Here is a 15,492-nt window from a genome sequence, read left to right as displayed (position 1 = left end):
TTTAATTATATGAAGTATTTTGTGAATGTTTCTGACGAAAATAACGTTTCTAAAGACTATATAATGTCTATAAACAAAACTGAGAATACTGCAGCTAATAAGCCAATATATAATTGTCAAAATAATCCTCAAACAGTACTTGAAATTTCAAAAACTGAATACGAGCATTGTATAAAAAGATTAGACAGGCTGGATAACAAAGTCTACATCATGTTGACTGTTTGTGCATTTATATTTGTTATGTTAACCGGTGCATTATCGAATATTGAGAAGATAAAAATGCCCAATATGCTTTACGAATGGATAATGCTTGTTATATATGGATTTGCAATCAGTTATGCTTGCTATCGGACAATATCACTAATTTTTAAATTAATCAAAGTATTATCATCTATAAAAATGAATAGGCTTGATAGTGCTGATATTGTTGAATATAATATGGTGCTGGCACATCAAAATCAAGTAGTAAGATATATAACAGGGATTTATGAACGAGCAACTTTTAAAAACAATCAATTGATTGATAAAAAATATAATGAATTGGATGAGTGCGTAAAATTAATAAAAAGGACGATTGTAGCATTGTTAGTAGTTACTATAATTGGTGTATTTGAACCAAAAGCTACTGCCGATACAAAGAAGTTGTCGGAAATCGTAATTATTTTTATTAAATATTTACAGTGGAATGTTTAGGAGGCAATATCATGGCAGATGATAAAAAAAACAATCAGAAGGCAATTAGCAAAGATGATTTATGGGCAAAGGCTGCTGGAGATTCTGCTATAACACGGAAAGATTTGGGAATTACAAAGGCTGGCGATAAATCTGGAATGCAAGCATTAAATGAAGGCTATTCAATAGATATTGGTGATTTGTTGAATTTAGGAGATCAAGATAATACAAAATAAATGACTACATCACATTTTTCTGGCAATGGTGGTAAAAATATATGATATTCTTTAATGGCTTAGCAATGTAAGTAATACGCAAAGAAAATAGAAAATGATATCAAAATATTAGGGAAGATTCTTGGATGATGAATAAAGTTATTATTATGCTATCAACTTATAAGCAGGCAAAATTTGGAGCAAGATTGGCAGAAGTATTGCATAGTATGGATTGTAAAGTTCATTTCTACACAATACAGTATTCGGCATACATGTTTCTAAAAAAACATGGGTTTGATACTACGATAGCTAAAAAGAAAAAAGTTAGATTTGAGAAAATACATAGTGTCAAGTTTAATGATCAAGTGGAAGTGCTATCGAATAGAATGAATTCCGATGAATGCGCGTGCTTATATAATGTCGTATTCGCTGATTTAGAACAAATCGAAAAAAAACAGCCAGTAGACGGTATAATCATATGGAATGGCCTAAATGTGGAACATCGTGCAGCAAGTAATTTTGCAAGACAGTATTATAAGAAGGTCTTATTCTGCGAAGTTTCTAATTTGCCTGGTAAATTATTTGTCGATAAGTTTGGTACAAATGCTAAATCTGAAATATACAATAACATTCAAATACTAGACAGATACAGTGATAATGTAGCTGAGTACAATGATTGGCGAGAAAAATATTTGTTATATAAAGAAAGACAAATAAAAGTTCCGCAGGCGAAAAGTAGATTTACGGACTTGTCTTTTAAGGTTTTGCTGGATGTAATAGGATATTTTTTTGTAACTCATGTTGGATATAATAAAAAATACATATTTAAGAGATTTCTAGGATTGGTTAAGAATTTTGGCAATAATTTTCAGTTTGATAATTATATATATAAAAAACATCAAGATGAATATGTTTTTTTACCGTTGCAAGTAAGTTATGATACGCAAGTGTTAATTAATAGTGATGTTACAGTCGATGATTCGATTAAAATAGCAATTGATCGTGCCCAAAAGTTGAACAAAAAATTAGTGATTAAACCGCATCCACAGGAAAGTGATTATCAAGTCATTAACAAATTACTAGGTTTAAGAAAGAATAGTAACTTTATATTGGTTAATGATAATACTTTCGAGATAATAAAATATGCATATGAAATTATTACAATTAATTCAACAGTTGGTTTAGAGGCAATGATTATGAATAAAAATGTAAAGTTTTTAGGTAGAAGCTTCTATGCAAAGATGAATGGAGAGCAATTGCGAAAATATGTAATGAGCTATTTGATAAATATTGATTTTTTTGATGATAGTGAAATATCAATAAATGATGTTGAAAAATTGCTTAATAGAATGGAGGGTAATATTGAAGGTTCTTATAATTGCTAATAAAAGAAATTATACAGCAGAATTATTTGTGGATACAGAGATAGATTTGTCTTATGCATATAAAAAATGTAATTTTTTAGGAAAAATAATAAAAAGATTATGGCATGCATGTAGCTTGCCAAAATTCGAATGGTTTTATGATTTTACCAAAAAAAACATTGCTGATTATGATTTGATAATAGTGTTTGAATGTACATATCCTCTAGATATTATAAAATATATAGTCAAAGAAAGAAAGAAAAATGCAAAGATTGTATATTGGCTATGGAATAGTGTGGATAAACAGCGAAACACATTGACATATAATGGGAGAAAAGATGTAGAAAAATTATTAAATGTAAACTATCCTGATTTTTTTGTCAGTAGTTTTGACTTGGATGATTGTAGAAAATATGGAATTAAATACAATAATCAAGTTTTAAGAATGTATGATATGCCATCGAGTAATGATATATCTAGAGATGTATTCTTTTGTGGATTGAATAAAAATCGATTACAAGCATTGCTTGATATAGGTAAGGAATTGAAAAAAAATAATATTACCTATGAATTTATTGTTGTGGATGATGCATGTAAAAGTGATGATGAAAATATACTAATTAAAAAGAATGAAATAGAATATATCGACCTTTTACAAAAAGAATGGGGGAGTAAGTGCATTTTAGAAATTGTTCAAGAAGGGCAGAGTGGGTTAACATGGCGTTCAGTAGAAGCAATGTTTTACAAAAAAAAATTAATTACAAATAATGAGAATATTGTAAATGAAAAATTCTATAATTCTAATAACATATTTATAATTAATATAGATAGCTATGCTACATTAAACGAGTTTTTGAATTCCCCTTATGAAAATATAGAAAATGATAAAATCGAGAAGTATACTGTGGATGGGTGGATTGAGAATTTTATGCGTTTATAAAGCAATATTATTGGTGCTAATGTTGCTTGTTATATTTAGAATAAATACTATATATCGAAGAAATCATTTTAGTGAAAATACTGTTGGTTGTTGAAAAGCTTGGAGGTTACTTTGGTGCCTATATTATCTATAATCGTTATAGGTGTACTTCTATATATTATGCTAAGAGAAAATTGTTGGCAAAAGCGTTATGCTGACTTATTTGCAACTGTATGTGTATTACAGTTATGTTGGTTTCAAGGTTATTTTTTTAAGATTGGACAACATGAAGTATCATCGTTATATGGTGTTGCTGGTTACTGCCTTCTAATATATTCGTTTTATCTATTATTTAGTGGGCGTGTTTACTTAAAAAAGAATATTCTTATGACGGTAATTGGCTTTATTACTATTATTATATTTGGGATGATTTATGAAAAATTGCTACCATATGATGGACTGTTGATGCCGGAACAAAGTTCGAAAATAAGTTGGGATGGATATGTGGCGGGGAAATGTTTAATGTATCAATATGTTCCAAGTGTTAGTTCTTTTTTGCGTCCACTATGGGAAGTATTTATCTTTGCTTTTGAAGTCCTTATTTTTAAGCAAATATATAGTTTTGAATGGTTTATCTCTCCCTATATGAGAATTGTTGGCTGGTTGAAATATGTGATATATTACGGTTATTTTGAATTTATAGTAAAAAATGTTATTGGCAATCTTACATTCACTTTTGACTTCGCTGCCATATTGCTAGGAGTAAATGAAGAGTCGATTTATACGGATGCTAGGATTCGCGATGGAATTTTTTACACATTGCAAGGGGGAACAAGGGAACCATCCCATTATAATTGCGTTTTATTCAATATTGCCATGCTTATGTTGTTGGGAAATATTTTAAGGAAATTTGCTCAAAAGAGAGGCTGGAATGTACCACAGACATATAGTAATATGACATTCCTTTTATGCTTGGTATTAATGCTTCTTACTGGTGGTTTCTCGTCTGTGTGGTTTTTATTTATTATTGCTTGCTGTACAATACTTCTTCGTATTAGAGAGAATGGCGGTTCAGTCTTTGGTTTTTTTTTGTGCCGCAAATTAATTCTTCTTTCCTTTGTTGGTGTATGCATAATCGTTTCATATGTAATTTCGCAAAATGATTATCTTTATAACCGTTTGATGGATGCACTAGAAGTGATAGAATTTTTAGGTAAAAACAATGGTTTTGTCGGTATTGGTATTATTGGTGGTAATAGCGGTATAGGATCGACTATTGCTCGTTTTGTCAGTATTTACGAAGGCTGGCAGGTGTTCATGGCTAGACCGCTATTAGGTATATCCTGGCACGTTCAGTACATTCATGATTTTTCTATATTTATGTTGATGAATATGGGAATTTTGGGTGTGTATGCTTTGTATAGAATGCTGTCAGTATCACGGGAAAATTTGCGTTATGATGTACTGATTTTAGGATTGATTTTTATGATTGGAGGGTTACCTGTAACGGTAAGTACTGGTGGACTTTGTTTGCATTGGTTACTTTTTTTTGAAGCTACTACTTTTTATATGAATCATTGGGAGGAAAAAGATGTATCAGCCAAAGATATCGATTATCACAGTTGTGTATAACCGAGAAAATAAAATCGAACAATTACTGGCTAGTGTGGTTGAGCAAACTTATAAAAATATTGAATTTATTGTTGTAGATGGTGGCTCAACTGATGGTACGGTGGAGAAGATTAGAAAATATGAATACGGTATAAGTAAATGGATTAGCGAGCCAGACACTGGTATATATAATGCTTTTAATAAAGGATGGAAAATGGCTTCTGGCGATTATGTGGAGTATATAGGCTCGGATGATGCTTTAGCTGGAAAAGATGCTATAGCTAAGATAATTCATCATTTCAGCGATATGCCGGATATTTTAAGTTGTAATGAATACCTTGTATATCCAAAGGTAGGACGGCAAAAAGTTTTTTCTAACCGGGATGCTAGAAATAAGGAAACTTATCAAGGGGGGATGGTTGGGCATGCGGCCATGTTTGTGCGTCGGCAGCTTTTAGAGAAGTATCCTTTTGATGAAAACTACAAGATCGTATCGGATTATAAATTCTTTTTGCAATGTTATTTTGATGAAAACGTACGGATTAAATACGTAGACGATATTGTGGCGTTTTTTGAAGCTGATGCTGGTGGGCTTAGTAGTGATATAACTGCTTGCTGGGATGAGGATGAACGAGTTTATAGGGAGTTAAATCTAAATTTTAATGATTGTAGGCGAAGTGAACTGGCACGTCCATTATATAAGAGAGTTTTGGTTGGTATTACTGATGTTTTTGGTGTTACGGATAAAATTCGTAAGTGGAAAAATTATTATATTAGTTGTAAAAAACATACCTGTACAAATCGAATTTGTCGTTGGTGTGGCAGGGGCGAAGGACGGTTAAAATGACTAAGTCGCTTATGAAGAAAATTGTTATACTAGGGCAAAGAGCGGAAGCTATACCTGCTGTAAATGGAGGGGCAGTGGCGACGCTTATGGAAATGTTGATTGCAGAAAATGAAAGTCAGAAAAAATTGGATTTGACGATTATTTGCTGTGATGATGAAAAAGCTCGTCAAAAGGCAAGAGATTATCCTTATACGAAGTTTATTTTTCTGAGAGAAAGTTCAACAGCAAAGGTTATATATCGTTTATTGAAGTATGGGAATAAGATTTTTCCATTGTTGTCAAGGATAATGAAAAGTAGCTATTTGTGGCAGGCATATTGTCTACTGAAAACTATGGCAGATGTTGAATGGCTAGTAGTGGAAGAAGACTGTCAAGTAACAGGATATTATAAATTTAGTGATTTGCCCATGTCGGTTGCATATCACAGTCATCTCCATGAAATTCCGCAGACTAGACCCTTATATGACAGGATTATAGTGGTGAGCCAGTTTTGTCAAAATCCTTGGCTTAGTTACTATGATGAAAAAGATATAAAGATATGTTACAATGCTATAGATTTGAATCTTTTTACTAGAATGATTTCTAATGATATTAAGCTTAAATTGCGTGCCGAGCTTGGTTTTGGCTCAAAGGATATTATTGTATTGTATGTAGGCCGCATACTGGCTGTTAAAGGAGTCAGGGAATTGGTAAAAGCTGTAGCAGCTATAAATGATGAGAGTATAAAACTACTGTTGGTGGGTGGTACCGGCTTTGCTGAGGCACAGAAAAATACCTACGAGTTGCAAATAGATGAAATGATAGCAGAAAATAAACACAAGATGATACATATTGGTTATATGTCAAATGATAAATTGTGGCAATACTATCAATTGGCAGATATACAGTGCATACCTTCTCTTTGGGAAGAGGCAGCAGGATTAGTGGCAATTGAGGGCATGGCATCAGGTTTGCCACTTATTGTAACACAGTCAGGAGGCATGACAGAATATGTTTCCGAGGAGTGTGCTGTGATTATAGAGCGGAATGAAAATTTAATTAATAATCTTCGGCAAGAGATTATTAAATTAGCTTATAATCCACAGAAAAGAAAGGTTATGGGAGAAAAAAGCTTTAATAGGGCAAAAAGATTCACACAGAAACAGTATTATGAAAACTTTATAAGTGCAATAAGCTAATAATACATGTTTAAATGTTGAATAGGCTGGTATAGGAGGTGGAATTTTAATGTTTGTCGTAGATGTGATTAGATGGGCTATAGATAAGTTGTGGAATAACTTTGTATTTTATAGTAGGAAAGTTGTTGTGGGGCAAAATGTGAAAATACGTGGCAGAATAAATGTATGTGGAGAAGGAGAAATATTCCTCGCTGATGATATAACAATAAATTCGAATATTCGTTATAATGCTATTGGTGGACAATCAGGATGTACTTTTAATGTGCGATCAGGTGCGCAGATTATTATTGGTCGTGGTACTGGAATCTCCAATACGACTTTTTGTTCATGGCAAAAAATAGAGTTGGGAGAAGATGTATACATTGGGGGAGATTGCCGTATATATGATACGGATTTTCACTCCCTACGAAAGGATAATCGTGTAAGATTACCCGATGTGCATGTAAAATCAAAGTCGGTACACATCAAAGACGGAGCTTGGCTAGGAGCTAGTGTTATAGTCTTAAAGGGGGTTACTATTGGTGAAAACAGCGTAGTAGGGGCTGGTTCTGTGGTCACCAAGGATATACCGCCTAATCAGATATGGGCTGGAAATCCTGCACGTTACATTAAGGATATTCCTACAAGTGAGTAGCAGAGGAAATTTATGAGATTAGATACTTCAAATAACAGAAGTAAAAACTTAAAGAAAAATATTATTTATTCCGTTGGACTTAAGGCGTTAGGTGTGCTCCTGTCTTTTATGCTTTTACCATTGACAGTGCATTATCTATCTGAAGTTGAGTATGGTATTTGGGTGACATTATTTTCAGTGATGAATTGGATAAATATGTTGGATATGGGCATTGGATTAGGATTGCGGAATAAGCTGGCAGAAGCGGTCGCTCGTGAAGATTTGCTGGAAATACGTGCTTATATATCAACAGGTGTGTGGACCATGATGTGTTTAGGTACAATTTTCTTTGTAGTTTTTCATATTGTGATGTCTACTGTTAATATGCAAAAACTGTTTAATACTACAGCTGTAACAGAACAGGTATTATACGAAGTCACCTATTGGACTGGTATTTTTGTTATTTTGGCTTTTGTGTTATCTGTTATCAATCAAATTTACTATGCCTATCAAAAAGCCGCAATGGTAGGAGGGATAGGCATAGTGCATAGTCTGGTTATGCTAGTTGTAGTTTATTATCTGACATTGCAACCTAGTCATAGACTAATCTACTTTGTATTTGCCTTTGGTGTTGCTATGATATCTTCAAGACTCGCCTTTATTGGCTATTTTTTTCATTGCCAATGGAAAGTGTTCCCATGGTTAAAATATTTTCAGTTTAACAAGGTGCGTAGCATCAGTAACTTAGGAATTAAATTTTTTATCATTCAGATATGCTGTATCTTTGGGTTTACGTTTAATAATCTGTTGATAACTGAATTTTTGGGGCCAGAGTATGTACGAACCTTTGATATTATATCTAAAGTGATGGGGTTTTCTTTTGTCCTACAAAATTTGGCTATGACACCTTTGTGGTCAGCATATACCGAAGCGTATGTGCGGCATGATTATTTGTGGATAGGTAGAGTTTTTCGTAAAAGTTTATACTTAACTGTAGGAATTATAATGGGATTTTTAGTGGTAGCACTATTTATTGATCAGGTAATTTATTTGTGGATGCACATTCGTTTAGAATACAGTAATCTTTTGCTGGGATTGATTGGTTTTTACTATGTGGAGATAATGTTTTGCAATGTTTCATGTATGTTATTAAATGGCATTGGTGATATTAATATTCAGATGTTGACATGGATATTGACAGCAGTTTCTGTAATTCCTTTTACCTATTATTGGTCGTTAATGGCAAATATGGGACTAGAAGGGATTGCTTTAGGGATGACTTTGTCACTTGTTTGGTTGGATGTTATATTACCATTGCAAATTTTTAAAATATTTAGAAAATGGAATGATAAAATGTTAGTTGAATTAGGTGAAGAATAGATTATAGATTGGCTGGTGGTTAATATGAAGCCACTGAGAGATGATGAAGGGAGACTTAGAAAGAAAAATGAATCAAGTAGAATTAGGTGATTTTGTTGTTGGCGGTGGTGAGAAGCTGATGCTTTTGGCTGGGCCTTGTGTGCTTGAGGGGCTGGATCGCTGCCTTTTGATTGGGCGTACCATTAAGGAAATCTGTGAGCGGCTTGATATCAATTATGTATTCAAGGCTTCTTTTGACAAGGCCAATCGTTCTTCTTATCACAGTTTCCGCGGGCCGGGGCTGAAGAAGGGGCTGGAGATGCTCAAGACCATCAAAGAGGAACTGGGCGTGCCGGTGGTAACGGATATTCATGAGACTTCCCAGGCTAAGCCCGTGGCGGAAGTGGCGGATATCCTGCAGATTCCGGCGTTCCTTTGCCGTCAGACGGATCTTCTCCATGCGGCTGCCCAGACGGGGCGTGTGGTCAATGTGAAGAAGGGACAGTTCCTGGCGCCGGAGGATATGCGCAATGTGGTGGACAAGCTCCATGAAAGCGGCTGTGACCAGATCATGCTGACGGAGCGCGGCGCCTCCTTTGGTTATCATAACCTCGTGGTGGATATGCGTTCCCTGCCCATCATGCGTTCCTTTGGTTATCCGGTCGTGATGGACGGCACTCATTCCGTACAGCTGCCGGGGGGCAATGGCACGACGTCTGCGGGCAACCGTGAGTATGTGGAATACCTCGTGCGGGCCGCTGTGGGCGTGGGCATCGATGCCCTGTTCCTGGAAGTGCATGACAATCCGGAAGAGGCACTGTCCGATGGGGCTAATATGGTTTACCTGGACAAGCTGGAAGACCTGCTGAAGGATGCCGTGGCCATTCATGAAATCGTGCGCCATAAAGCGAAATAATTGCGATTGGCTTAGTTGTAAGTTGAGGGGATAAGATTGGTAGAACAGATCAAAAAGGCAGCGCTGGACACTCTGGCCATTGAGGCAGCAGCTGTTGATAAACTGAAGAGCCGTATCGATGCGGAATTCGTAGCGGCGGTGCAGTGCATCCTGGAGTGCGAGGCCCGCGTAGTGGTGACCGGCATGGGCAAGTCCGGCCATATCGGCCGCAAGATGGCGGCTACCTTTGCCAGCACGGGCACGCCGTCCTTCTTTATGCATCCTGGCGAGGCCTTCCACGGGGATTTGGGCATGGTCACGGAAAACGATGTGGTCATTGCCATCTCCAACAGCGGCGAGTCCACGGAAGTGGTCAACATCCTGCCCATCATCCACCGCATTGGTGCGAAGATCATCGCCATGTGCGGCCGCCGGGATTCCCAACTGGGGCAGAACAGCGATTACTTCGTGGATATCGGCGTGGAGAAGGAGGCCTGTCCTTTAGGTTTGGCACCTACGGCCAGCACCACGGCAACGCTGGCCATGGGGGATGCCATGGCCATTGCCCTGATGAGCGTCCGGGACTTCACGAGCCAGGACTTTGCCCTGTTCCATCCGGGTGGGGCTTTGGGCAGAAAACTTCTGCTCACGGTCAAGAATGTCATGCATACCGGGGACGAAAACCCCATTGTGCATAAGGACAAGACGGCCAAGGATGCCCTCTTCATCATGACGGATAAGGGCTTGGGCGCTGCATCCGTAGTGGATGACAGCGGCAAGCTGGTGGGTATCATCACCGATGGTATCATCCGCCGTGCTTTGGCCAAGGATTACAAATTCCTGGATGAGGCTGTGGGCAATATCATGTTCGGCACGCCGCTGACCATCAAGCAGGAGGCCATGGCGTCCTCGGCCCTGTCGGTTATGGAAAAGCACAAACCCCGCCCGGTTACGGTATTGCCGGTTATTGACGAAAATAAAATTCCTGTGGGTATTATTCATTTAACTGACCTTTTACGTCAAGGCGTGGTATGATTGTTTTTTTTGAGGAGGAAAATAAGAAAGTGAAAAAAGCAATAATTACCGGTGTGACCGGGCAGGATGGTTCTTATTTGGCAGAGTTTTTGTTGGATAAGGGTTATGAGTTACATGGCATAATCCGTCGTTCTTCAGTGGATTATCGTGAGCGAATAGCCCATTTGGAGGGCAGACCGAATTTCCATCTGCACTATGGTGATATGGGCGATTCCATGGGCCTGATGGCTGTCATCAGCACAGTACGCCCAGATGAAATCTATAATTTGGCGGCACAGAGTCACGTACAGGTTTCCTTTGATGCACCAGAGTTTACGGCAGATGTGGACGCTACGGGTGTTTTGCGTATTCTGGAGGCTGTCCGTCTGTGCGGTCTTAAGGATACCTGCCGTATTTATCAGGCTTCCACGTCGGAGCTTTATGGCAAGGTGGAGGAAGTTCCTCAGAATGAGAATACGCCGTTCCACCCCTATTCTCCTTATGCGGTGGCCAAGCAGTATGGTTTCTGGATTACGAAGGAGTACCGTGAAGCTTATAACATGTTCTGTTGCTCCGGTATTCTCTTCAACCATGAATCGGAGCGCCGTGGCGAGACCTTTGTTACGCGTAAGATTACGTTGGCAGCTGCCCGCATTGCCCAGGGCAAGCAGGAAAAACTGTATATTGGCAACCTCGACAGTCTGCGCGATTGGGGGTATGCCAAGGATTATGTGGAGTGCATGTGGCTGATTCTGCAGCATGACAAACCGGAGGATTTCGTCATTGCAACGGGCGTGCAGCACTCAGTTCGTGAGTTCTGTCGGCTGGCCTTCCATCATGCCGGTATTGAGCTGGAGTTCAAAGGCGAAGGTATGGAGGAAAAAGGCATCGATAAGGCTACGGGTAAAGTGGTAGTTGAAGTAAGCTCGGACTTCTATCGTCCAACGGATGTCGTGAATCTTTTGGGGGATCCCACCAAGGCGAAGAAAGAACTTGGTTGGAATCCGACGAAGACGACTTTTGAGCAGCTGGTGGAAATCATGGTGAAACATGATATGGAAAAGGTTGCTGCTGAGCGCTTGAAGGAGCATGTGAATTTGGCAGAATTCCTGGAAAAGGGTATTGTAAAATGATGGAAAATCTGCATATTGTTCTATTATCCGGTGGCTCCGGCAAACGCCTATGGCCGTTGTCTAATGATATTCGCTCCAAGCAGTTTATCCCGTTGTTTCCGCAGGTAGATGGAGAGTATATCTCCATGGCCCAGCGAGTATTTCGGCAAATTCGCAGGGTGGACAAGTCAGCGGATATCACAGTGGCTACGTCCAAGTCTCAGGTGTCTACGCTGAAGAATCAGCTAGGGGATCATGTGGATATTTCCGTGGAGCCCTGTCGCCGGGATACATTTCCTGCTATTGTGTTGGTGAGTGCTTACCTTCATGATGTGAAAGGTGTGGGAATGGATGAGGCTGTGGCTGTATGTCCTGTTGATCCTTATGTGTCCACGGATTATTACAAGTCCGTGCAGCGATTGACTGAATTGGCGGCGCAAGGCACGGCTGACCTGATGCTGATGGGCATTGAGCCCACATATCCCAGTGAGAAATACGGCTATATTATGCCGGTTTCCAAGGACGAAATCAGCAAGGTGGCTTCCTTTAAAGAAAAGCCTACGGCAGCTAAAGCCGCTGCGTATATCGAAAAGGGTGCTTTGTGGAACAGCGGTGTCTTTGCCTATCGGTTGGGGTATGTACTGGAAAAAGCCCATGAACTTCTTGATTTCCAAGGCTATGAAGATCTATACGAGAACTATGGCAATCTGACGAAAATCAGCTTTGACTATGCTGTTGTCGAAAAGGAGTCCAGCATTGGCGTTCTGCGCTACGCCGGGGAGTGGAAAGACTTGGGTACCTGGAATACCCTGACGGAAATCATGCATGAGCCTTTCATTGGTGATGTGACAATGGATGATAGCTGCCGGGATACTCATGTGGTCAACGAGATGGATGTACCCATTCTCGTTATGGGAGCACAGAATTTGGTAGTGGCTGCCAGCCCAGAGGGGATTTTGGTTTCTGATAAGGATGCTTCCAGCTATATCAAGCCCTATGTGGAAAATCTTACCCAGCAGGTGATGTTTGCTGAAAAATCCTGGGGCAGCTTTCAGATTATAGACGTGGAAGACGAAAGTCTCACCATAAAGGTAACGCTTAATGCGGGGCATGGTATGAACTACCATAGCCATGAGCATCGTCGGGAGATCTGGAATATTGTCAGTGGTGAAGGCACAGTGCTGCTGGATGGGCAGGAGCGTATGGTCAAGGCCGGAGATATTGTGGAACTGCCTGTAGGCTCCAAGCATAAGATCACAGCCAAAAGCCGTATGACTATTATGGAAGTGCAGATAGGCGAGGCCATATCCAAAGCAGATAAAATTAAGTGGGAATAAAGAGGCGTATAGTAATGATGGAAAAAAATGCAAAGATCTATGTGGCTGGCCATCGCGGCATGGTGGGCTCAGCCATTGTGCGGGAACTTGAACGGCAGGGGTATACGAATATCATCACCCGTACACATAAAGAGCTGGATCTGATTGATCAGGTAGCTGTCAATGAATTTTTTGCTCAGGAAAAGCCGGAGTATGTATTCCTGGCAGCGGCCAAGGTTGGCGGCATTGTGGCTAATAGTGAGGCTCTGGCAGATTTCATGTATGACAATATGATGCTGGAGATGAATGTGATCCATGCAGCATGGCAGAATGGCTGCAAGAAGCTGGAGTTTCTTGGTTCCAGCTGTATCTATCCCCGTTTGGCTCCTCAGCCTATGAAGGAATCTTGCCTGCTGACTTCGGAACTGGAGAAAACCAATGAGGCTTATGCCTTAGCTAAGATTTCCGGGCTTAAGTACTGTGAGTTCCTGAACAAACAGTATGGTACGGATTATATTTCCGTAATGCCCACCAATCTCTATGGGCCCAATGATAACTATCATCCTACGCACAGTCATGTACTGCCAGCGCTTATCCGTCGCTTCCATGAAGCCAAGGAACAGGGGCTTACCAAGGTGACCTGCTGGGGGGATGGCTCACCTTTGCGTGAATTCCTCTATGTTGATGATTTGGCCAATCTTTGCGTGTTCCTGATGAACAACTATAGCGGCGATGAAACCGTCAATGCGGGTACGGGTAAGGAACTCACCATCAAGGAACTCACTGAACTGGTGGCAGAGGTTATCGGCTACGAAGGAGAAATCACCTGGGACAGCAGCAAGCCCAATGGTACGCCCCGTAAGCTCCTCGATGTGTCCAAGGCTGAGAAGTTGGGCTGGACTTACAAGACGGAGTTAAAGGATGGCATTAAACTGGCCTATGAGGATTTCTTGAATAATCCCATGCGGGCAGAGCGTTGACAAGGTAAGGAATGAACTAATGAGTTATTGCACAGAGGCCTTTGGTGCCTATGATATTCGCGGGATTTATCCGCAGACGCTAAATGAGGAGATTGCCTATCGTATTGGCAGATTTTTCCCTGGCCTGTTCGGGACAAAGAAAGTGGTTGTCGGCAATGATATCCGTTTGTCTGGCCCAGCGTTGAAGGAGGCTTTGATTAAGGGCCTGATGGAGTCTGGCTGTGATGTGTTGGATATCGGCCAGTGTGGCACAGAGATGATTTACTTTGCCACGGCTCATCTGAAGTTAGACGGTGGGATTATGATTACCGCCAGCCATAATCCGAAAGAGTACAACGGCATGAAGTTTGTGCGGCAGGAAGCCAGACCGATTTCCGGAGATACCGGCTTGCGGGATTTGGAGGCAAAGGTAGCTGAGGGTGATTTGCCTGCTATGGTTGGTAATGTTGGCAAAGTGGAAAAGTTGGATATTGCTGAAGATTATGTCAAGCATATCCTGTCCTACGTGGATGTGGCCCAGTTGAAGTCATTGAAGGTAGTTGTCAATGCTGGCAATGGTGCGGCAGGACCTATCCTTGATGTGATGGAGAAGTATCTGCCCTTTGAGATGGTGAAGGTTCATCATCAGCCGGATGGTAATTTCCCCAACGGCGTACCGAATCCACTGCTGCCTGAAAATCGTGAGGCTACGGCGAAAGCTGTCCGTGAATCTGGGGCTGATGCCGGTGTTGCCTGGGATGGAGATTTTGACCGCTGTTTCATGTTTGACGAACAGGGGAACTTTATCGAAGGTTATTATATGGTAGGTTTTTTGGCCCAGGCGTTCCTGCAGAAGAATGCAGGAGAAAAGATTATCTATGATCCACGCCTTACCTGGAATACGGAAGAGCTGGTGCAGGAAAATGGCGGCGTGCCGGTGATGTCAAAGAGCGGGCATGCGTTTATCAAGGAAAAGATGCGGGCAGAAAATGCCATTTATGGTGGCGAAATGAGCGCTCATCATTATTTCCGGGACTTTTCTTACTGTGACAGTGGTATGATTCCGTGGTTGCTTGTGCTGGAACTGATCTCTAAGTCCGGAAAATCTTTATCTGAACTGATGAAGGAGCGTATGGAACAGTATCCCTGCTCTGGTGAAATCAATAGCAAGGTAAGGGATGCCGATGAGATATTAGCCCTTATAGAAGCAGAATACGGCTCCCAAGGCAAAGTCTTGAAAATAGATGGCTTGTCAGTGGAATTTGATAAATGGCGCTTTAATTTGCGTAAGTCTAATACAGAACCGGTGATTCGTCTGAATGTAGAGTCGCGACATGATGATGCTTTGATGAAGCAGAAGACTGAAGAATTGCTGAGAAAAATCCGGTCATAAAAGTAGGCGCTATGATGACATGAAC

The 15,492-nt window shown here is 40.2% G+C and carries 15 protein-coding genes; all 15 read left to right on the top strand.

Annotated features, from left to right (window positions below; genetic code table 11):
* Window positions 1-9: 9 nt before the first annotated feature.
* Window positions 10-693: a hypothetical protein gene (locus BLQ59_RS00275; protein WP_074570577.1), complete on the top strand. Its 684-nt coding sequence runs from the start codon at window positions 10-12 to the stop codon at window positions 691-693.
* 11 nt (window positions 694-704) lie between these two features.
* Window positions 705-908, top strand: a complete 204-nt coding sequence (locus BLQ59_RS00270) for a hypothetical protein (protein WP_074570572.1) — start codon at window positions 705-707, stop codon at window positions 906-908.
* A gap of 125 nt (window positions 909-1,033) precedes the next feature.
* Window positions 1,034-2,272 carry a capsular polysaccharide export protein, LipB/KpsS family gene (locus tag BLQ59_RS00265; protein ID WP_074570569.1) on the top strand — a complete coding sequence of 413 codons (1,239 nt, stop codon included), beginning with the start codon at window positions 1,034-1,036 and terminating at the stop codon, window positions 2,270-2,272.
* The gene (locus tag BLQ59_RS00260) at window positions 2,250-3,191 is read left to right on the top strand and encodes a WaaS/CpsH family glycosyltransferase (protein WP_074570566.1); all 942 of its coding nucleotides are present in this window, start codon (window positions 2,250-2,252) and stop codon (window positions 3,189-3,191) included. The genes BLQ59_RS00265 and BLQ59_RS00260 overlap by 23 nt, the downstream gene beginning before the upstream one ends.
* A 90-nt stretch (window positions 3,192-3,281) precedes the next feature.
* Window positions 3,282-4,802 carry a hypothetical protein gene (locus tag BLQ59_RS00255; RefSeq protein ID WP_176756675.1) on the top strand — a complete coding sequence of 507 codons (1,521 nt, stop codon included), beginning with the start codon at window positions 3,282-3,284 and terminating at the stop codon, window positions 4,800-4,802.
* The gene (locus tag BLQ59_RS00250) at window positions 4,762-5,628 is read left to right on the top strand and encodes a glycosyltransferase family 2 protein (protein WP_074570564.1); all 867 of its coding nucleotides are present in this window, start codon (window positions 4,762-4,764) and stop codon (window positions 5,626-5,628) included. The genes BLQ59_RS00255 and BLQ59_RS00250 overlap by 41 nt, the downstream gene beginning before the upstream one ends.
* Before the next feature lie 11 nt (window positions 5,629-5,639).
* Window positions 5,640-6,806: a glycosyltransferase family 4 protein gene (locus BLQ59_RS00245; RefSeq protein WP_176756674.1), complete on the top strand. Its 1,167-nt coding sequence runs from the start codon at window positions 5,640-5,642 to the stop codon at window positions 6,804-6,806.
* Between the two features lie 49 nt (window positions 6,807-6,855).
* Window positions 6,856-7,440: an acyltransferase gene (locus BLQ59_RS00240; protein WP_074570558.1), complete on the top strand. Its 585-nt coding sequence runs from the start codon at window positions 6,856-6,858 to the stop codon at window positions 7,438-7,440.
* A gap of 12 nt (window positions 7,441-7,452) precedes the next feature.
* Window positions 7,453-8,799, top strand: a complete 1,347-nt coding sequence (locus BLQ59_RS00235; RefSeq protein WP_074570555.1) for a lipopolysaccharide biosynthesis protein — start codon at window positions 7,453-7,455, stop codon at window positions 8,797-8,799.
* 67 nt (window positions 8,800-8,866) lie between these two features.
* Complete coding sequence (gene kdsA, locus BLQ59_RS00230) at window positions 8,867-9,694, top strand: 3-deoxy-8-phosphooctulonate synthase (protein ID WP_074570553.1); 828 nt, start codon at window positions 8,867-8,869, stop codon at window positions 9,692-9,694.
* A gap of 36 nt (window positions 9,695-9,730) precedes the next feature.
* A complete protein-coding gene (locus BLQ59_RS00225) occupies window positions 9,731-10,708 on the top strand; it encodes a KpsF/GutQ family sugar-phosphate isomerase (protein WP_074570551.1) in 978 nt (325 codons plus the stop codon).
* A gap of 29 nt (window positions 10,709-10,737) precedes the next feature.
* On the top strand, window positions 10,738-11,820 hold the full coding sequence (gene gmd / locus BLQ59_RS00220; RefSeq protein ID WP_074570845.1) for a GDP-mannose 4,6-dehydratase: 1,083 nt from the start codon (window positions 10,738-10,740) through the stop codon (window positions 11,818-11,820).
* Window positions 11,817-13,136, top strand: coding sequence for a sugar phosphate nucleotidyltransferase (locus tag BLQ59_RS00215; RefSeq protein ID WP_081342377.1), 1,320 nt, complete (start codon window positions 11,817-11,819; stop codon window positions 13,134-13,136). Before gmd ends, BLQ59_RS00215 begins: the two co-directional genes overlap by 4 nt.
* Window positions 13,137-13,150: 14 nt before the next feature.
* A complete protein-coding gene (locus BLQ59_RS00210) occupies window positions 13,151-14,095 on the top strand; it encodes a GDP-L-fucose synthase family protein (protein WP_074570548.1) in 945 nt (314 codons plus the stop codon).
* Between the two features lie 19 nt (window positions 14,096-14,114).
* Window positions 14,115-15,467 carry a phosphohexomutase domain-containing protein gene (locus tag BLQ59_RS00205; RefSeq protein ID WP_074570546.1) on the top strand — a complete coding sequence of 451 codons (1,353 nt, stop codon included), beginning with the start codon at window positions 14,115-14,117 and terminating at the stop codon, window positions 15,465-15,467.
* Window positions 15,468-15,492 lie beyond the last annotated feature (25 nt).

Source organism: Pseudoselenomonas ruminantium, from assembly GCF_900104055.1.
Classification (GTDB): domain Bacteria; phylum Bacillota; class Negativicutes; order Selenomonadales; family Selenomonadaceae; genus Selenomonas_A; species Selenomonas_A ruminantium_C.
Note: the sequence above shows the minus strand (reverse complement) of the source record. Positions and strands in the feature narration are given on the sequence as shown.

Coding starts and splice junctions, on each gene's coding strand:
- BLQ59_RS00205 (WP_074570546.1), top strand. CDS start 14,115: ATGAGTTATTGCACAGAGGCCTTTGGTGCCTATGATATTCGCGGGATT.
- BLQ59_RS00210 (WP_074570548.1), top strand. CDS start 13,151: ATGATGGAAAAAAATGCAAAGATCTATGTGGCTGGCCATCGCGGCATG.
- BLQ59_RS00275 (WP_074570577.1), top strand. CDS start 10: ATGAAGTATTTTGTGAATGTTTCTGACGAAAATAACGTTTCTAAAGAC.
- BLQ59_RS00245 (WP_176756674.1), top strand. CDS start 5,640: ATGAAGAAAATTGTTATACTAGGGCAAAGAGCGGAAGCTATACCTGCT.
- BLQ59_RS00215 (WP_081342377.1), top strand. CDS start 11,817: ATGATGGAAAATCTGCATATTGTTCTATTATCCGGTGGCTCCGGCAAA.
- kdsA (WP_074570553.1), top strand. CDS start 8,867: ATGAATCAAGTAGAATTAGGTGATTTTGTTGTTGGCGGTGGTGAGAAG.
- BLQ59_RS00240 (WP_074570558.1), top strand. CDS start 6,856: ATGTTTGTCGTAGATGTGATTAGATGGGCTATAGATAAGTTGTGGAAT.
- BLQ59_RS00265 (WP_074570569.1), top strand. CDS start 1,034: ATGATGAATAAAGTTATTATTATGCTATCAACTTATAAGCAGGCAAAA.
- BLQ59_RS00235 (WP_074570555.1), top strand. CDS start 7,453: ATGAGATTAGATACTTCAAATAACAGAAGTAAAAACTTAAAGAAAAAT.
- BLQ59_RS00270 (WP_074570572.1), top strand. CDS start 705: ATGGCAGATGATAAAAAAAACAATCAGAAGGCAATTAGCAAAGATGAT.
- BLQ59_RS00250 (WP_074570564.1), top strand. CDS start 4,762: ATGTATCAGCCAAAGATATCGATTATCACAGTTGTGTATAACCGAGAA.